A 20632-nucleotide genomic window follows, 5' to 3' on the forward strand; every position below is an offset into this window, starting at 1 on the left:
CAAGGGTTTCTTCTATTTATTTTGCTATTTTCAATCCCAGATGAGTTAATTGCCCACCAGGCAAAGCCTTTTCTCCTCCAAGAGCATACATGGGATATGATCGACTCAATACATATGATTTCGTAACATTTTCTACTTTTAATGGATTCACCAGAACAATTGCGCCATTCCTTCGATGTGCAAGCCCTGAGGCCGCAACGGCATCTGGATAATCCTCGTAATCTGTTTTCACGGAGGTGCCTCTCACAAGGATTAATGTATCTGGATTTGTAAGCTTCTTTATCGCATTAATATTTGTATCATAGCGGCTATGTCCAGCTATTCTGACAACCTCAATTCCCTTTCGCTTCAAGTCCATTTCCACCTGATTACTGATTGCAGCTAGCCCTCCAAGAACATATACTTTCTTAATAGCCTCTGGCAGCTGCATTGGCATTCTTTCCTTTTGGGATAGGTAAATCGGAATACGTTTACTCACCGAAATACTGGAAGCCGACAGAGCATCAGCAACTGTGACCCCATTGGCGATGATCGCTTCATTTTGATTGGTTAACCCTGCAGTCTTGCCAATATTAATGGACGTTTCAAATCTATCTTTTCCATCTACACGTTGAACAGTATAACCTTTGTTCTTAAGCAATTTTTCTACAGAACCATCAATGGCATTCTTACCGCCTAATAGATAGATTTTTTTCGGTTTAAGTCTCGATATTTCACCAAGTGTATCGGAATCAATCCGTTCAGGGAAAGTGAGTAAAATTGGGCTATCCTTCATGGCTGCAATCCCTGCAGCAGACAGTGCATCTGCCGGGTGATCTGCTCTTGCCAGAATGATCGCTCTATCTTGATGTGTTAATCCACTTGGCCAGCCTTTTTTGGAAATATTAACAGCTGTTTGAGTCCGGCTGCTCCCTTCAATCCGATAATAACTGTTCGAAGATACTTTAAGCTTGTACCTGTTCTTTGACCATCTGTAATTAAAATCGCTGATTCCAATATAATAAGTACCCGGATTAACCCTCAATGATAATTTTTCTGTTCCACCGATACCCAGGTTATCCACTATTTCTTCCCATTCTGTATGCCCATTGGATACTTTTTTTATTGTGACTGTAAGGTCGTGGGCAAGTGGACTAGTGATTTGAAAAGATAAATCACTGACTTCATTATTTATAAACTTGTAGTAGTCCACATCATCTGGAACTTGGATGCTTTCCTCGTATGTATGTCCTACCTTTATCAATCTGGCCTGACTCACTGAATTTCCTGCATCGTCATGTAATGAGGGGTTAGGCATTAGAAGTGCTTTAACAGCATCAATTTGTCCGAAGCCCTTGGTTTCAGTCCAACTACGCTCCGTTGAATTCTCTAATTTCCACTCTATTTCCGATGGAGATAATTTTGGGTCTTGGCTCAGCAACATGGAAGCAATACCAGATACGATTGGCGCTGAAAAAGACGTACCATTCACAAACTCATACTCTTCACGGAGACCAGTCGATACAATTTCTTCTCCTGGAGCTACAAGATCCAATGAATCACCGTAGTTAGAAAAGGCTGAGAGTTTTCCCTCTTGGTCTACACTTCCCACACCGATAACAAATGGATATGCTGCTGGAAAGGATACTGGTGCACCATAATCATTACCAGTAGCAGCTATCAAAGTAATCCCCTTTGTATAAGCTTCCTTGAGAGCATCGTATTCCATATGGTTCCCCTCTTCAGAACCATAGCTCATATTAATGATCTGAGCTCCGTTATCAATCGCATAGTAAATGCCTTCTATAACATCAGTCAACTGAATCGTTGTTTGATCAGTAATTTTTACAGGAAGGATTTCTACATTTTCATTAATCCCAGCTATACCAATTCCATTATTTTTTATTCCGGCAATGATTCCTGCAATGTTTGTACCATGGCCGATTAGATCAGTCTGAAAGGGAGTATTCGCTGGAATGTCATAACCAGGAAGCACCTTTCCGGCAAGGTCAGAATGTGGATCTACTCCAGAATCGAGCACTGCGACCCTAACCGTGTGAGGGTTTTGTATATATCCCCAAGCATTTTGAATATTTAAAGCCGGTATATGCCATTGATATGTATAAAAAGGATCATCTGGTACATTCAAATGCTCATATAGATAGTTGGGTTCTACATATTCAATTCCAGGGTTTTGTGCTAACTTCTCCAACATTTTTTGATAACTAAAGTGAACTGGAACTTCTACAATGACTATGCCTCTGCTATCAAGAGCCCTCGGTGATTCCTTCTCTATTAAACCAAGACTCTCAAGATTAACATTCCTATTTTTTAACTTTATTAAAATCTGTCGATCATGAATATTATTTGTGATTTCCTTCGTAGAATTTAACTTTTTAAATGATTGCTTCGAAAATTTCTCCTCAGCAAAAACTTCATGATTGGAATAAAATGAAAAAGCCAGGATAAATAAAGTAACGATGAATACAGCATATTTCCTGTTCCACTTCATAGGACAATCCCCTTTATTAGAAAGTAATAGTTTAAAGTTTATCATTCTACTTTAATTCTATATATGCACATCTCATATAAAATAGTATTTCCAGTTAATTCTATCACACTTTTAAAGTTTACTCTTATACCCTCCTAAAGGAAATGGAAAAAGAGGAGACCAATAAAAGGTCTCCTCTTTCAAAGTTATTCCATTAGCAACCTGACTACTTGACGGTCAATAACACGTTCTCCACCTAAAACATTGAAGTGCTGTAATCCATTTTCTTTTAACACCGCATCCACTTCCGATGGAACTTTGTTATCTTGCACGAGAAGTAAATTATTGTTTTGTTTAGCGGCTAGCACTGCCCCTGATAGTGCATCGGGGAAACTTGTTCCATTAGCCACCATTGCCTCTGTTGAGGAAAGATTGAATGTATTGAACAGCTTGACGGCTGTTTCATATCTATTCGCTCCGGCAATTCTCTCCGAATCCGGAATCACTGATAATATTCTTTCATCGATGACCGCCTTCCCACCAACTACATAGGCTCCAGTACTCTTATCTAAAACTTGGGCTGTATGAAAAGGGATCCGCTCTTTTTCAACTAGAAGGACGGGATATCCTTTTTGGGCTGCTATAGCTCCAGCAGCAAGTGCATCTGGAAAGTCATGTCCATTAACGACAAAAGCTTTACCCGAAGGATTATCTATTAACCTCGAGATTTTCGCGGCTGTTTCAAACCTGTTCCCCCCGGCTATTCGTTCCACCTTTAGTCCTAATGAAATCAATTTATCTTGAACTGCTTTTTCAATTGCCGAATTCCCACCCAAAATCACTGCCTTTTCGGCATTTAGTCGAGAAATCTCGGCAATCGTAGCACTCGGCAAGGAATCTTTTTCTGACAGTAGCAAAGGAGCATTCAGCTGATAAGCTAACGGAGTACCCGACAGCGCATCCGGAAAGTTGTCTCCTCTGGCAATAAGAACTGTATCTGCGTGTGCCCAGCCTGTAGAAGAGATTTCAGCTGCGGTTTCGTATCTTCCAGCGCCTGCTACCCGGGTATAGGTAGGTCCGAATGATGCATTCGTCTGGTCGAATTGCCCACTATGGCCGACCCATTTGGCAATCCATGCCCAGGCAGCATGATGGGCGACCCATTCTTCTCTTCCTCGATAAGTATCTTCCTCATGAGCGGCATAAGTTCGGCTATCATGATGGCGGTTTTGCATATCAAGGACTTTCTGGGCATGGAGCGGCTCCCAGTAATCGCCTTTCCTGCTCGCCAGCCCATCGAAACCAAACTCGTTCGCAAAGATATCCAGTGTTGCAAATTGCATTCTCCGATCATTACCCCAATCATTTCCCTCAGGGTAATAAATGTCGGAAGAACCCTCTTTATATATAGTCCCGCCTGGCGGTAGATAATCTTGTGAATCGAATGGTAGATCTACCAGGCTTTTATAAACGATATCCGAATTAAAGAATGCCGCTTCGGGTGTTGGCATACCAGCCAGTGTATAATGCAAAGCAGAAGTATTATTGAACGCAATAAATTCCATATAATCGGGATGAATAAATCCATGGTTTATGACGGTTCCATCTTGATTGATGTTGGTCCCACTAATCCAATTCTTTATTGGCTTTCCATTCACTACAGTTTCATTCTTTAAGTCAGATGGCATAGCAGCAGATGATATCATCAATTCTAGATTTTTTGACATCCATAGTTTCCAATTGATATGATTAGGCATCATGGCTGTAGCCAACTGTAGAATCTGGGAGTTCCAAGCATTTTCTTCTGCTTTTGTATCACCATTATAAATGGTGTCTCCTTCTGGGTTCTTCCAGTAAGGAACCTTGTAAAGAATCAAGCGGTTAGCTTCATACTCAACCATCTTCCTGACATATTCCCTCTCTGCGGCAGAAAGTTTGTCCCATAACAGCCATCCCGCAAAACCTGAAAAATTCGCCCAATGTGCTGATTGCCAGTGGCTTCCCCAGCCACCAGGAGAATTTGCTTTATGTCTATAAGAAAGAGAACTTACTAGCTTGACAGTTTTCTTTACGGCTTCTTCTTTTGCTACACCTGTAACCTCCGGGTCATAAAGCCCAAACGCAAGTGATGCGGCTAGTCCCAATGACATAGCAGAAGGATGCCGAATTTCATGTTCTAGAACACCGCCAAACTGTAAGTAGCTGCTGCTTTGGCTATCAAAATTCCGGACTTCATTCCACCATGTAGATAGTCCATATTTATTAGTATTAAGGAGAATTTCTTTTATTCTAAGAGCTTCTGAATCATTTGGATTCCCATTGTTGAATGAGGACCATTGTATCGGACTCACAGCATTTGTTTCAGCTCCAACAACATTTTGCGGAAATACTGGCATGAGCATGATCAAAACAATCAAATATACTATTGCTTTCCACCTATTCATCTAGTTCACTCCGATCGTGGTAGTCTAGTATTCATTCTAGAGAATTCAATCTGAGTGAACAATCGGACCAAGCAACCATGTCATTTGACCTATAATATAAAAAGCCAGGATCCGCAATGACGATATCGGTTCCTGGCTTCCAGTCTCATTATGATTTGATTTTTAGTAGTAGCTTATTGCCTGCTTTCCATACTGCTCCCAACCCTGGATAAAGCTCTTTAACGGTTTTCTTTTATTGATATACGTATCAAGCGGATCATTGAAATATACATAGTGACTATCGTATCCTGTTATAAGGACGGAATGTTCTTTCATTGTAATCCGCATAGGACCATTAGGTGTATACCACGTTTCCCAATAGCGGTCGGGAACATAGCTGAACCAGCTAGTAGTGATCACCCAGACTGGATGTCCAGCTGCTACATAATCCAGTACTTGATCGAAAGAACCTCCCGATAAATTCACGACCCTGCCAGGGAGATATTTATTCGCCAGCTCTTCGATCGGTTTATTGAAAACACCAAACCCCGGCTTACTGAAGGAATACATATCACCTACAAATCCCTCATTCGGGTCGCCAAAATGCTTTTTCCCATTAATCCACCTTAAAGGGGTCGGCGACTTCCTTACTTCTCTTGCTAGCTTCATCTTATCTGCCTTAACTCCTGTATATTGAAGCAGCATTGACAAACTAGTAACCTCGCAGCCTCTTGGAAGCTCAGGCATTTGTTTTACCAGTGGCGCATACAGCATCTTTTTAGAAGGATTACTTTGAGCTTTAACTTGTACATTTACAGTTTCACTCTTATTCCCTTCACCATCCAATATGAAGAAACTGAACATCGTACCGCTTTTTTGAAGAGGAATCGATATAGAAAACTTCCCGTTAGCTGGGACATTAACAACTTTGAAATCTTTATTATTCCTTCTGATGGTTAGTTTGGTGTTAGCTGTTGCACTTCCACTAATTTTAAACATATTATCAGTTATTGTGTTGACCTTAGGATTATCAAGGATAAGTGGTTCTCCATCAATCATTCTTCTCACATTTTCATGGACTGCTCCTTGTCCACCTAAGATCTTAATCTCCTTGAATTCTGGTAACAAGGCACGCGTAGGAGTTGGGATCACACTAGTCTTGGTCAATAATATTGGGGCATTAGTCCGAGCTGCCAGAACGGATCCGGCCAAAGCATCTGCAAAATTTTCTCCCGTTGCCAAATACGCCGTCTCATTTGAAAGCCGAAGCTCGTTCATGATTTTTCTCCCGGTATCAAATCGATCAGAGCCACCAATACGAACAGGATTATGTTTGGCAAGCTGTGAAACAACTGCCTTTTCCACCACTTTCTCTCCACCGATGACCAAAGTGTTTATCTTATCCTGTAACGCTTTCTCAGTATGTATAGGCAAACGATCCTTCTCGGTTAAAAGAATCGGTATATTGTTCCTGGCAGCATATGAGCCTATAGATAAAACATCCGGATAGTTGCGACCATTTGAAATAATAGCCTGATTTGAAGGGATTAATTGTGAAATTAACGCTGCTGTCTCAAACCTGTCTCTTCCTCCGACTCTCTGAACCGTTAATCCCAAATCTATCAATCTATTAGAAATTTCACTTGATACTGCGCTCTCGCTGCCTATAATAATAATAGTTTTTGTATGTAATCTTTTAATTTCCTTTTCCGTGACATAAGGCAGCCTGTACGAATCCGTTAATAAGATGGGAGCATCATTATAAAACGCAAGCGGTCCACCGGCCAGTGCATCTGGAAAATCCGTCCCCTTTGCAAGAACAACAATATCGGATCCCTCCCAGCCTGCCTTCGAAATTTCCACTGCTGTTTGATATCGATCATTTCCTTGAATTCGTTCTGTTGCTGCATAAGCACTTGTTGTGAACATTAATAATAAAATAAACAAAGCAAAGCTAGTCTTTTTAATCATCATACTTCCTTCCCGTCCTATAACCTTTAAATAATATTAAATTGCCTAGTGGTTCTAATTCCAAATACCCAATTATACCCCCCTAACTAATTTACCATTTCTACCTATTTGTTTCCATATTTTTATTTTAAAATAATTGCGTATTTCTATATCATTTAGCATTATTGATGTTCAAGGAATTTCCACTTAGTCATTTACTTATTTCACAAAAATAAAAACCGGCAGTTAGCCGGTTTTCAGAGTTATTCTTATTCATAACCATTCAAATTATTGGACTGCCATTTCCAGGAATCTTTACACATTTCCTCAATTCCCTTTTCTGCTTTCCAACCTAGTTCTCCAGCTGCCTTGTCAGGATTTGCATAACACTCTGCAATATCACCAGGACGTCGCTCCACTACTTTATAGGGAATCTTCTTTCCTGACGCTTTTTCAAAAGCATTCACTACTTCAAGAACACTATAACCTGTTCCTGTTCCTAAGTTATAGGCTTCTGCCCCTGAGGCTGACAATACTTTCTCCACGGCTTTTAAGTGGCCTTTGGCAAGATCGACAACATGAATGTAGTCACGGACACCAGTACCATCGACGGTTGGATAATCGCTTCCGAACACCTTCAGCTTATCCAGCTTACCAACTGCGACCTGCGTAATGAAAGGCATCAGATTATTCGGGATTCCATTTGGGTCTTCCCCGATCCTACCACTCTCATGTGCGCCTATCGGATTAAAGTAACGAAGCAGGGCTATACTCCAGCTATCGTCGGAAACATAAAGATCCCTTAAAATCTCCTCGATCATAAGCTTAGTGCGTCCGTATGGGTTTGTGGCACTTAAAGGGAAGCTTTCGGAAATCGGAACTTCCTCAGGCATTCCATAAACAGTTGCCGATGAGCTGAATACCAGCTTCTTTACATTGAACTCTTGCATGACCTCGCATAAAACAAGCGTTCCTGTAATGTTATTGTGATAGTACCTTAGTGGAATAGAAACGGATTCTCCCACTGCCTTTAATCCAGCAAAATGAATAACCGCATCGATGTCATTCTCTGCAAAAACTTTTCGCAAGCCTTCACGATCCAATAAATCAACTTCATAAAATTTAAAATCCTGTCCCGTTATCTCTTTAACTCTTTTTAAAGCTTCAGGTTTACTATTATCAAAATTGTCAACCACGATAATTTCATGATTCTCATTAAGCAGCTCTACACAAGTATGGGTACCAATGTAGCCTGCTCCGCCAGTTACTAGGATTGCCAATGTCGTTCCTCCTAATGATTAAATATTATATAGTATTATACCATCATATATGGAAAATTGAATCCACCTCAATTCAAAGGAGCTGTATAAATAGTAAAAAATTAGAAAGAACCGTTGAATGAATCAACGGTTCCCTCTTTTTACGTATTACTTAAGAAGATTCTTAAGCTTAGCAACAATCGAGTCACTTACGACTCCACTTCCACCAAGAACTGTGACTTTATCAAGGTTTTTGCCATTGATAAACTTCTCAGTTTCAGCAGAAAGGTTTTCGTCAGTAAGCAATACTCCAGTACCATCCTTAGCAGCTAATGCAGCTCCAGATAGAGCATCAGCAAATCCTTTGCCAGTAGCTAGATAATAATGGTTTGAATCTTTGTGGAAGTATTCTGCAACCTTAGCGGCTGTGTCATAACGGTTTTGTCCTCCAAGACGGTAACCATATGGAAGCTCACCCTTTACACCATTTGATACAACACTTGTACCACCGACGACCAATGACTTGGAAGCTTTAAGGTCACGGATTGTCTTAGCTGTTACACCTGGAAGTGAGTCAGCTTGTGTCAACAGGATTGGCATTCCCTTAGCTGCTGCAAATGATGCAACAGACAATGCATCAGGGAAGTCATTTCCGTTCACAACTACTACTTCTTCTACTCCTTCTGGAGCAACATGCTTCGCGATTTTAGCAGCTGTATCATAACGGTCAGAACCGGAGACACGAACAACTTTGATTCCCTTAGCCTCAAGAGCTTCTTCAGTAGCTTCATTTACCGCTCCTGTTCCGCCAAGGATGTATACAGTTTTAGCTCCTAAGCGGTTAATTTCATCACTTGCTTGCTTCGTGAACTTATTTGGTTCAGTAAGCAATAATGGTGCATTGAACTTTTTAGCCAATGGAACACCAGCTAGTGCATCTGCATAGTTATCTCCACGAGCAAGGACAACAGTCTCAGCCCCAGACTCCCAGCCCTTCTTGCTGACTTCAACAGCTGTCTTATAGCGGCCGTCACCTGCAAGGCGATTAACGCGTGAAGCATCTGTGTTACGGTGAATCTTCACTTGTTCTACTACTTCATTTCCAGCAATATCGGTAACCTTCACTGTGAAGACATTGTCGCCTTCTTTCAGAGAAAGAGGAACAGCCACTGTTCTGGTTCCCTCATTTACAACGGAAACTGGATTTTCGATAGATTGATCATATAAATGATTGTCATCCACGTATAGTGAGAAGTAATCAAAGTTATCCTTCATTTCAACGTTGACTTTCACTTCTCCAACAGAATTGTCAACAAATGCTGGTGCGTCTGTTGTTACAGTTGGCTTCGTTGTATCCACGAAGACCTTTCTGGAGATAGAATATTCATTTCCAGATACATCTGTTGCGGTGATGATTACATCGTACTTACCGTCTTTATCAAACTTTGCTACTCCATTGAAGTAGTAGGCTTCCTCTTCTTCATCATAAGAAACATTAGCTGGCTCACCGTTAATTGTTACCTTGGCCACCTTAACATTCTCAAGGACATATCCTTCTACCGGAACTTCCTTAGTGTTATATGCACCATAAGGTTCTGGTGAATCAACTAAAAGAAGCGGACTTTCAGTATCGCCATTCGCAACTTCGTCATAACCAACATTGTATGCATGGTCAACAGCGTGAACCTGTAACAAAGTTCCTTCTGGAAGATTGTCAAATGTATGAGAAGTAACATCTGCGCCAAGTTCTTGTACTACTTCGCCATTTGCAACAACTACATAACCTGCAATTCCTACACCTTCATCTTTAGCTTCCCACTTAAGCTCTCCTGTCTTTTCGTCGAAAGTTACAGCAACGGCAGGAGCTGTTGTATCTACGTATACTGGAATCTTCTTGGATTGCCAATCTGCTCCAGTATAATCAACAACGGATTTAACTTCATAATAGTAAAGTCCATCTTCTACCTTTTCCGACTTTACTGTTCCATCCCAAATAGCGTTTGAATCGTAAGTATATCCTGGGTTTTGACCGCCATTGATATAAGTCTTACGGACGTTATTTTGCATGAACACTCTTCTTAACAAGCTGTCTTTCTCATCGAGAATGTTGTACTGAACTTCTTTGGCATTACGTAACACACCAAGGAATGGATTCATGTTATCCAAAACGCCGTCCCCATTAGGAGATAGTGCATAGTAGCCTTTTTCAGGAACTGGTGAATTAAAGTATTCTTCGTTATCAACCAGGACATCATCTACACCATAGTCGAAATACTTTACTTCATCATTAACTCTGAATCCATCCAAGATATCCGGACGATCCCATTCTCCATAGAAACCAAGGAAAGGAACGTTAAGTTTGGCTTCTGCAAGGGTAGGATCTGTGAACTGTACGAAGCCTTCAACGAAGATGTCTTCAACCAAGTCCTTACTAGTTGCTTTTCCATCTTTGTCGATTCCAGGAATCTTAGCACCTGTTAAGTCAAAAGATACTGTAAAGTCAACAGATTCACCTGCAGGAACTGTTACTGTTTTAGGAGCAACCACTTTTGCACCCTGAATGTCACCAGCAATCAATGCGTTTTGGTCAGGAGCACCTTCAACCTCTTGATACGTATCTGTTAGCAGACGCGTATTCACATTGTAAGTAACTTCCTTATCAGAAACGTTCGTAGCAGTAAGTGTGAAGCTTTGAGACTTAGCTTTGAAATCCTTCAATTCGACTTTTGCTTCTCCAGTATTCTTGTTAACGACAAATACAGGAGTATCAACTGCAGCAAATGTCTGCATCATTCCAGCACCCTGTCTTCTAGGAGAGAAAGGCTGGCCATTCAGATCTTCAATCACTTTTGCTGAGTTCATCAGCAAGATTTTTGCCAGTCTAGTATACTCAGAAGCTTCTAAATCCTCAAAGCGCTCATCAGTCTTCAAGTATTGCTGGATAAGAGCTGATCCGCCGGCAACATGAGGAGCCGCCATGGATGTACCACTCATAAGACCATAAGAATCATTTTGGAATGTTGATAAAATGTTTCCTCCAGGAGCAGTGATTTCAGGCTTCAGTTCAAGACTTGGAGTTGTTCCCCAAGATGTAAAATCTGTCATTCTACCCATTTCTGGATCTTCATTCTTATTCAATTGTTCTGTTCCAAGAGTCTTAAGGTTTTGTTCTTCAACTACTTTACGAAGAGCTTCTCCATCCGCATTAGTAATCTTTGTGAATGGAATGTCCCAGCCACCCTGGTCTTTATAGAACATTCCTCCAGCAGCACTGTTATAAACAATAATTCCGGCAGCGCCTGCTGCAGCAGCATTTTGAGTTTTATCATAGAAAGTCAGGGCTCCACGCTGGACTAAAACAACCTTGCCCTCTACATCAAGGCCTGCATAGTCTCCTGGGTGTCCAAGCTTACCTTCAAGGCTGACGATTTCCTTGTCAGCAAGATCCGCCCAACTGTCGCGCCCATAACCAACTGCACTGAAACCGGACTCATCAACAGTTAATTTAGTCTCATAAAGATATCCTTCGTTTCCGGAAGCTGCTACTTGCAATGTATCCGGGTTAAGTCCTGGAGCTCCTACTACACCGATATCCGGGTTTTCGTAGTTAGGGTTGTCCCAGCCGTAACCAACATGACCGGAGTTACCAGCAGAAACAGCAGCTAAAACACCATTGTCTACTGCTCTAGTAATCGCCAAGTCTTCAACACTCTCAGGCTCGTAGAAAGAAGCTGTGCTTCCCAAGCTCATGTTCAGCACATCGGCGCCCAATTTAATCGCATCATCAATTGCAGCCAAATATACATCCGACCATGTTGATGGGTAAAGTGGATCGTTTGAGAAAACCTTCATCGCCAATACTTGTGATTCAGGTGCAACCCCCTGGATGCCGCCATTTTCCACATCACCGTTCGCTGCCACTGTACCTGCAACGTGCATACCGTGCATGGAAGCACCCGGTCCAAGGTCAAGGATTGTATCGTTCATATCATAGTAGTTGAAGCCATAAGGAACTTTTTCAGTAAAGTACTTACCTTTAAGGCCTGCTTCTTCTACTAATTCTTTAACTTCACTTTCCTCTAAATCACCTTTTACTCCTTCACTAAGAACAAAGTCCTTGTGAGATGGGTCTACGCCTGTATCAATTACGGCTACAACCTGACCTTCCCCTTTGAACTTTGCATCTCCCCAGGTTTGGTAGGACTGGATGAACTGATGGCTTTTATCCATGTTTGGCTGGACTTCAGGACGATTATATTCATTGCTCAAGTATACATTTTTAACTCCAGCTGTGTTTTCAATCTTAGCGATATCACCATATGTAACCTCTCCGCTAAAGCCATTGAAGACAGTAGAGAAATTGCCTTTGTACTTAACTTTGATACCTTTTGTTGCCAAGGCTTTTTTCACATTTTGTTGCTGCTTTTCAACTTTAGCAGCAAGATCTTGTTTTGTTTTTTCAGGCAGCTCCTTGAACAGCTTTTTATTTTTGGTTGCATATTCAATCGGAGTTTCCCCATCAACTTCAACAATCACACGAACCTTGTCCGAGACCTTGAAGTCAGCTTTTGATTGTAGCTTTGACTTATCAAATGCCTTTCTGCCATCTAATTGTTTCGTAATTACAGACTTTGATGGCTTCGAATTATTCATTGTTTCCGCTAATGCGAAGTTCACATTAGAGAACAACAATGAACCAGCCAACAGATACGTAAACGGCTTTCTAAGTTTCAATCCTTTTTCCTCCCTAGTAATATATTGAAAAAATGAAATGACTGTGAAAAAAGACCCCCATTTCTTATAATATTTAGAAAATACAGTTTAATTCTACGAGATATTTCCAATTGAGTCAATTTAAACTAGGCAAATTCTATTATATTTTTATATTATTTTAAACATTTACTATATATTGAATATACCAACATATATAAATACTACCTTATCTATAATGCGTCAAAAAAAGAAGAGTGCTGAATTCAGCACTCTTCTCTATCAATCTTCTTACTTTTTAATATTCAATACACGGCCTTCGATCTTAGGATCTACAGTGCCTTTTGCCTTGATGTAATTTACCAATGCATCGAGATCAACTACATCGATTGTCTTATCAGTAATAGTAGCTAGAATCGCATAACCGTCTCCACCGCCAGCCATATAGTTATTGACAGTAATGGAATATGTTTGATCCATCGCCACATCGGTTCCGTCATTCTTCTTGATTGATACAATGCGGTCTCCTGCAGCTCTAGAATCATCATATTCAACCTTCAAACCAGAGATTGGCATGATACGGACTTTACTTCCCCATTGCTGCTCAAGCAATGTTTTAATCTGCTCGCCAGTTACATTCATTTTTACAAGATCATTACCAAAAGGCTGGACCGTGAATGCTTCCTTCCAGGTAATAGGGCCTGCATCAATATCCCCACGGACTCCACCTGAGTTCATGAAAGCAAAATCAGTCTTTGTCTGCTCGCGCATTGAATCGGCAATTAGGTTGCCCATTGCAGACTCACCAAAAGCGTTTGCCTCACGGCTAATATAGTTTGGAGTTTCTCCAATCACTTCGTTCAAAATTGGAGCTACGTCCTCTAAATACTCATCAAGGATCGCTTTGATTTTAGCATCTGGTGTGATTTTATCACGGTAAGTCGTTACAATCTCAGCTTTGCCTGAAACAATATCCTTTGTTTTAGGGTCGATCAAAAGATCTACATCTGAGAACGCGGTTCCTGAAGAATACGATTGTACAACGATTTTGCCATCAACAGTTGTGTTTGTGAAAGCGTGATTGTGTCCTCCGAAAAGAACGTCAACTTCATCATCAACATTTTTAGCAATATCTACAAGTTCTTCGCCTGCTCCAGATCCATCAAAATTTGAGTAAGATGGATTATGTGCTAAAACTACAATTGCTTCAACGCCTTTTGCTTTTAGTTCAGCAGCGTATTTGTTGATTGCAGCAGTTTCATCTGTGAACTCAATGTCCGCTACTGCACTTGGGATTACAATGTTAGGTGTATCTGATAGAGCAACACCAATGAAGCCGATAGGTACTCCGTTTACTTCTTCAATATGATAAGGTTCAAGAATCAATTCTTTTGAAGTTTTATCTACAATATTAGCTGCTACATAAGGGAAGTCAGCTCCACCAAAAACTCCATATTTTTCTTTTGTCTTATCATGTTCTCCACCATCGATGAGACGCATCATTTCTTCAACGCCTTCATCAAATTCGTGGTTTCCAACAGTTCCTACATCAAAACCAATCTCATTTAAAATATTGATCGTTGGCTCATCCTGAAGTAAAGCTGACACTGGTGAACTTGCACCAACAGCATCACCTGCATGGACCATTAGGGTATAAGGGTTTTCTGCTTCGCGTTCTTTCAGGTATGCAGCCAGGTATTCCACTCCACCAGCGTTAATCTTTGAATTGTAAGTATCTAGCTGGCCGTGGAAGTCATTTATTCCAAGTAGTTGAACCTCAAAAGGTTTCATCATATCCAGCTGGTATTTTGCGAAACCATTTGCACCATTACCAACATACTTGATGTTTTCAGAGCTATCCGCAAAAGCTTTAGCTGCTGGTGAAGATTCAAATGTAACATTTACATTCGTGTTGATTGGCGCCAGGCTCCAGTTCTGGTCTGCAGATGGGTTGATTGTCTTATTCTTGATGATGTAGTTCATGACTACTTGTCTGTTTTCATCTGGTGATGCATAAATGACTCGCTGTCCGTCTGGATTTGCAAGCTTAGTGAATGAAGCACGGTAGTTGTTTGTAGCGATGACAAACTGCTGGTCATCTGCAACAGGCTTTCCTTCATAAGAAAGGTTCTTAATTCTGCTTGCACCTTCGTTAACTACTTTTCCATCTTTATCATACTTAGCTGGCTGAGTTACATCGATTTCATACGTAACTCCATCAAGAGTATCGAAGTTATATACAGGGAAGTCACTGTTAATCAACGATTGTTCAGTTGTTACATTAGGATCGATTTGATTAAAGTTTGCTGCTGTCCACTCTAGATATTCTTTGACTTGAGCTCCAGAAAGTTTAAGTGCAGACACAGTATTATTATACTTATATAAATCTGAAACGTTCTTAACAGAAATATCACCCGATGGGAAATAAGTATATTCATCTGCTCCGTTTCTTCCTGCCTTGAATGGTGCTGCAGAAGAAAGAACCGGTAGATCTTCATACTCTGTACCCTTTAGTACATCTTCAATGTATTCTTTTTGAGCATTGCTCACGATTTGTACAGATGGGTCATCTTGTACTCGTGCAAAGTAGCTATAAATTGGTGCAGTAGTTTTACCAATCGGCTGGTTGATATAGTCAACTGTTGCCTCATGGGATGGTTTCATGACATCAACAATCTTTTTATCAACTGCTGCGTCTTTCGCAGAAAGAACCTCTGACTTGGATCCCTTTACGCCCCATTTGCCATCTACTTTTTCCAAAGTAAGATCGATGACACCAAGGTGGCTTCCATCAACGACTGACTGAACAGCTGCAACGCCATTAATTGTTCCATTAACACTATCGACACCAGCAATACCATCGTAGTCCTTAGATGGGAACGCTTTGTGTGTATGTCCAAACAGGATTGCATCGATTCCTTCGACTTCACTTAAAGCAAAAACTGTATTTTCTTTATTGCTCTTATCCTCATCGAATCCAGTATGTGCTAAAGTTACAACAATTTCAGCGCCATCCTTCTTCATTTGTGGAACCCACTTCTTAGCAGAAGCGACTACATCTTCAGTTACCACCTTGCCTTCAAGGTTCGCTTTGTCCCACTGCATGATTTGCGGTGCAACGAAACCGATAACCCCAACCTTAACAATATGCTTCTTGCCTGCTTCGTCTACCACTTCTTTGTCAATGATCTGATAAGGCTTTACAAAGTTCTTATCGTTAGTAGGATCATTATCATGGTCATCTTCGTATACGTTAGCAGAAACAAATGGGAATTCTGCAGTTCTCATACTGCCTTCAAGGAAATCAAGACCATAGTTGAATTCATGGTTTCCAAGTGTTGCAGCGTCATAATTCAGTTCATTCATAGCTTCATAGATTGGATGATCTTCATTCTTGATCAAAGAACCGGAAACTACAGCATCGCCACCAAGTATCGTAACAGACTTGCCATCAACAAGCTCTGCTACTTTCTTCAGCATAGAGTCCTTATCTACAAGAACGACTGGAGCATCTTCTTTTGCTGCTAGAACAGAACCTGCCAATGCATCAGCAAACCCACGTCCTGTTGCAACGAATACTCTTGTTTTAACAGTATCGAGTTCAGTTGCTACCTTATAGGAAGTATCGAAACGGCTATTTCCACCGAAACGGCTCGCGCCTTTAACAGACTCTTCAACTTTGTCGCTGATAACGCTCGTGCCACCGACTAAAATAGTCTCAGTTACCCCATTTAAAGCTGCCTTCGTTTCAGCTGGAAGTGCTGTTGCGTCTGTCAATAAAATCGGAAGGCCATTCTTAGCTGCATATGGAGCTACAGAAATCGCATCCGGATAGTTGTGGCCATTTACCAATATCGCTTTCTTGCTGTTGCCTAGTTCTTCTGCTACAAGAGCAGCTGTGTCAAAACGGTTTTCTCCGCCAAGACGCTTAACCCAAAGCTTCATTTTGTGTGACAGTGTAGATTGGATATCTGCGGATACAGCTCCTGTACCACCTACAATTACTACACGTTTTGCGCCAAGGCGTTTGATCTCGGCTTTAGTATCTGCATTTAATTGATCAGGTTGTGTCAATAGAATCGGTGCGTTGTATTTATAAGCTAGTGGTGCTGCTGCCAAAGCATCAGCAAATTGATCAGACCTTACAAGAACGACTGTCTCTGCTGAATCCCAGCCTTCTTTTGAGATATCAATAGCAGTTTCAAAACGGCCAAAGCCAGCCAGACGGTCGACAAAAGTCAAAGGATTAACTTTTGCAACATAGTCAGTGAATGGGTTACCCTGAAGCATGTCCCCATTATCCAATAATAGGTTGTTAGCGTTTTCACTTCTTTCCGCCTTAATTAAGGTAGAAACCTTCGCTAACCCTTTTGTGGCTTCTGTATCAGTAAAATAGTCATGATTCATGATGCTGCCATGAACGTCAGTTGTCTCCATGATTTTCAGCTTCACAAGTGCCTCGCTTGACATAACCTTTGTCGGCGTGCCCTCAGCAAACACTGATGAACCATACATTGGAGAAGCCAGTAAACCAACAGTTAAAGCAGATACAGCTAGTCCATTTAATTTCTTTTTGAACTCTTTCTTCACCCTATTCCCACCTCTCTAGTAAGTAACAGCAAATCTATTATATATGCAAAACTAGTAAGAATATATCATTTTTTGTAAAAAAAGTGTGAAATTTTTATTAATTTGGTTTATTGTTTTTTTTTACAAATATATTCTTTTAAAAAACCTCGACTCAAATTGAAAATCAAGAAACAAATAAATGTTGTTGAAAAAATTTTGCGTTATTAAATCCTTTATCGCTCATTTGATATACCCCCTTCCATACGGAATAAATTTTAACTATCCGGAATATCGAGAGGAAGAGCAGCCAAAATAATACAAGACAATTTTCCATTTTCAAAAATAAGGATATTCAAGGACGTTATTTTTTGGTATTCTATTTGTCAGAAGAAAAGATTTTTTGTCAGACTATGGGGGTCAATTAATGAGAGCCGAAAAACATACAGGAAAGAAGAAACGAACATGGCTCCGTGTCATTGGAGTCATTTTTCTTTTATTGATTTTAGGTGTCGGAGCTTATGTATATAGTGTCTATTCCTCACTAACAAAAGCAGTAGACACTATGCATCAGCCGATTAAGCGAGATAAGTCAGAAAAAAGGCTTGAAGATATTACGCTTGATAAGAAGGAACCTTTTTCAGTATTGATGCTTGGCGTCGATGAGCGTGAGGGTGACCGTGGAAGATCTGATACGATGATCGTCTTGACGGTAAATCCCGAAGAGAAATCTACCAAAATGCTGAGCATACCTCGTGATACAAGAACCGAAATCATCGGAAAAGGCTATGACGACAAAATCAATCACGCGTACGCATTTGGCGGCGTTGAGATGTCTATGGATACAGTCGAAAACTTCCTGGATATCCCGATCGATTATTACATGCAAATCAATATGGAAAGCTTCCAAGACATTGTCGATGCAGTCGGAGGAGTTACCGTTAATAACACGCTAGATTTCAAAGAAGGAGGAGTTCATTTTCCAAAAGGTGAACTTGTCCTCGATGGTGAAAAAGCCTTGTTATATTCAAGGATGCGTTACCAGGATCCAAGGGGCGACTTCGGACGGCAGACAAGACAAAGACAAATTATCCAGGGTGTAATCAACAAAGGCGCAAGCTTCTCATCATTAACTAAATTCGATGATATCTTTGCAGCTCTAGGTAAAAACGTAAAGACAAACATGACCTTCGATGAGATGGTTGATATTCAAAAGAACTATAAAGCAGCCGGCAAGGACATTGAACAAATGGAAATTAAGGGGTCTGGAACAAAAATAGACAAAATCTATTATTTAATGGTTCCGGAAAGTGAAAAACAAAGAGTCCAAGATGAACTAAAAAGCCATTTGAAGCTTAAATAGGAAAAAGGAGGGTGACGGATTCGTCAGCCTCCTTTTTGTTTCATCTTATGTGTTGCTATATCCTTTTACCAATTAAAACAAATCAAACAGTAAAAAAGTTTGCTTCCATTCTTTACAGACCTCCATAACCCTTACGCCAATCTATCATTATCTTTAACATATATTGGACTACTTCAACCCTTACTTTAAAGTTTACTCATTTCAGAAAAAAACCAAATATCGATATCATATGTGTTGTGATGGTTCTTTACTCCACCTCAGGTTATATATTCTCCAATTCTGCTAATTGTTCTTGGATAACCTCCACAAATTGACCAATTCCTTTTACTAGATTTACTTCACTTAAATACTTTACTTCCGCATCTTTGCCATAATCTTCATAGCTCCAGTAGGAAAGAGCTTGGATGGAAGTTGAAATGTTATAACCTATTTCTTGCGTAGGGAATGGAATTTGCCTTAATTCAGGATATTTATTGATTACTTCATTTCCAACCTCTGCCCGAGCGGTAAAAAACTCTTCAGTTGATCCTGAATTTGCAGCGCTGTTTAATTTTTCATACCAGGCTTGTATATCTTCAAGATACGCCCTTGATATTTGAAGACCAGCCTCTTCGTTTGCATCTATTTGCTCAGGAACAATTTGATTTACCATAATTGAACCATAAATAAAATTCGAGTTTAGGAGACTTGTATGGACTAATTCCTTTGCTCTAGAGTAATTAATCGCTTCTTCAAGTGGAAGGTAGTCATCACCATCTTCATTTATCTGGTAATGCTCTAAATAGGGATCCTCCATATTAGCAGTGTACATATACTTAGGGTTGTTCTCTCCACCTTCATAATTCACAAGTGTAAGAACTCCTTCATCTATAGAGCGTTTTATCGAGTCGGAAGATCCTAAATCAATTGTTCCGATAATGATTTTATCGTTTAGCAAGGTCTGGTCCATATAATATATATACGTTCTCATATCAGAGGATTCTGGATCCTTTTCAAGCACAATCTGTCCCTCTAAGCGATCATCAAGCTGGATAGTATATGTATTATCAGAAGGCTGAGAAGCTTCTTCTTCCTCTGTTGGAACCTCTTCGCTTTCTGGTTGATTAGGATCTGCGTCACTAGTATCTTGTTTTTCTACAACGACTTCTTTTTCTTCCACCTGACTCTTATCTTTTTGCTTTTCTTGACTGCATCCTGATAACACGAACAGGATGGCAAGCAAGGATACAATGATTTTTTTCATTCTATTTTTCCTTTCTCAGTTAATTGGTTTTCATGACACCCAACGAGTAAGACATCTCGAATATAGAAAATATAGAGATGTTCCTATGGAACAGTTAAGGGAAGTACTTTGTTGTACTTCCCTTCGCATTTCAATATTCGTAGGGACATGGTGATAGGAACTTACTTCCAATTGTATAATAGGATGTAGTTCGTCTCACTTCCACTTTTCTTAACAGTACTTTTCTGTAATAATATTTTTTATTCCCGACCTTAAACAGTTGGGTGATGAATCGCTTGGCTTCCGTGCTTAGCCATAAATTCTTCATTCAATCTATTCGCTGTTTTATTCGCGTCAATCATACCCCAGATCCACACTGCTGGATATGTAATGAACCCAATGATAACAAACATTAGCAGAACATTTAGGACTTGAAGAGCAATCATTCCTAACCCTTTTCCGATTTGACCATTATAAATCTGTCCAACCCCAGTCCAAAAGAATGATAACACCGTCGCTAAACCTGAACTTTTCATATGAATCCCCCTAAAACTAGTATATTTTACCTATGGACTTTCTATCGGCAATATCCCGTAGAAGTTTAGGTTTTTTCCCAACACTATTTCCATATTCCTTTTTATACTATTATCTTCAGTAACTGTTATTCGT

At 40.3% G+C, this 20632-nt stretch carries 9 protein-coding genes; 1 reads left to right on the forward strand and 8 read right to left on the reverse strand.

The window, feature by feature from the left end; all coding sequences use genetic code 11:
- Window positions 1-16: 16 nt before the first annotated feature.
- The 6 genes from AC0VX7_RS21765 to AC0VX7_RS21790 form a co-directional block, all read right to left on the reverse strand.
- Entirely contained in the window at window positions 17-2491 is a 2475-nt protein-coding gene (locus AC0VX7_RS21765; protein ID WP_475425878.1) for a S8 family serine peptidase, read from the reverse strand.
- A gap of 185 nt (window positions 2492-2676) precedes the next feature.
- Window positions 2677-4914 carry a cell wall-binding repeat-containing protein gene (locus AC0VX7_RS21770; RefSeq protein ID WP_475425879.1) on the reverse strand — a complete coding sequence of 746 codons (2238 nt, stop codon included), beginning with the start codon at window positions 4912-4914 and terminating at the stop codon, window positions 2677-2679.
- A gap of 162 nt (window positions 4915-5076) precedes the next feature.
- Window positions 5077-6867: a cell wall-binding repeat-containing protein gene (locus AC0VX7_RS21775; RefSeq protein ID WP_475425880.1), complete on the reverse strand. Its 1791-nt coding sequence runs from the start codon at window positions 6865-6867 to the stop codon at window positions 5077-5079.
- Window positions 6868-7112: 245 nt separating this feature from the next.
- A complete protein-coding gene (galE, locus tag AC0VX7_RS21780) occupies window positions 7113-8123 on the reverse strand; it encodes a UDP-glucose 4-epimerase GalE (protein WP_475425881.1) in 1011 nt (336 codons plus the stop codon).
- 147 nt (window positions 8124-8270) lie between these two features.
- Entirely contained in the window at window positions 8271-12836 is a 4566-nt protein-coding gene (locus tag AC0VX7_RS21785) for a cell wall-binding repeat-containing protein (RefSeq protein ID WP_475425882.1), read from the reverse strand.
- A 267-nt stretch (window positions 12837-13103) separates the two neighbouring features.
- Window positions 13104-17402: a bifunctional 2',3'-cyclic-nucleotide 2'-phosphodiesterase/3'-nucleotidase gene (locus AC0VX7_RS21790; protein ID WP_475425883.1), complete on the reverse strand. Its 4299-nt coding sequence runs from the start codon at window positions 17400-17402 to the stop codon at window positions 13104-13106.
- Window positions 17403-17805: 403 nt separating this feature from the next.
- Between AC0VX7_RS21790 and tagU the strand changes: the two genes are divergently transcribed.
- The gene (tagU, locus tag AC0VX7_RS21795) at window positions 17806-18741 is read left to right on the forward strand and encodes a polyisoprenyl-teichoic acid--peptidoglycan teichoic acid transferase TagU (RefSeq protein WP_475425884.1); all 936 of its coding nucleotides are present in this window, start codon (window positions 17806-17808) and stop codon (window positions 18739-18741) included.
- Window positions 18742-19003: 262 nt separating this feature from the next.
- Here the strand turns inward: tagU and AC0VX7_RS21800 are convergent, their stop codons facing one another.
- The gene (locus AC0VX7_RS21800) at window positions 19004-19984 is read right to left on the reverse strand and encodes a hypothetical protein (protein WP_475425885.1); all 981 of its coding nucleotides are present in this window, start codon (window positions 19982-19984) and stop codon (window positions 19004-19006) included.
- A 251-nt stretch (window positions 19985-20235) separates the two neighbouring features.
- Window positions 20236-20499 (reverse strand): hypothetical protein, encoded by a 264-nt coding sequence (locus AC0VX7_RS21805; protein ID WP_475425886.1) that lies wholly within the window; start codon window positions 20497-20499, stop codon window positions 20236-20238.
- Window positions 20500-20632: the final 133 nt, after the last annotated feature.

This window comes from Mesobacillus sp. QJM3NY_10, assembly GCF_056173465.1.

Bases quoted from the DNA above. Each gene is read 5' to 3' on its own strand.
- tagU (WP_475425884.1), top strand. From the start codon at position 17,806: ATGAGAGCCGAAAAACATACAGGAAAGAAGAAACGAACATGGCTCCGT.
- AC0VX7_RS21775 (WP_475425880.1), bottom strand. From the start codon at position 6,867: ATGATGATTAAAAAGACTAGCTTTGCTTTGTTTATTTTATTATTAATG.
- AC0VX7_RS21805 (WP_475425886.1), bottom strand. From the start codon at position 20,499: ATGAAAAGTTCAGGTTTAGCGACGGTGTTATCATTCTTTTGGACTGGG.
- AC0VX7_RS21765 (WP_475425878.1), bottom strand. From the start codon at position 2,491: ATGAAGTGGAACAGGAAATATGCTGTATTCATCGTTACTTTATTTATC.
- AC0VX7_RS21800 (WP_475425885.1), bottom strand. From the start codon at position 19,984: ATGAAAAAAATCATTGTATCCTTGCTTGCCATCCTGTTCGTGTTATCA.
- AC0VX7_RS21770 (WP_475425879.1), bottom strand. From the start codon at position 4,914: ATGAATAGGTGGAAAGCAATAGTATATTTGATTGTTTTGATCATGCTC.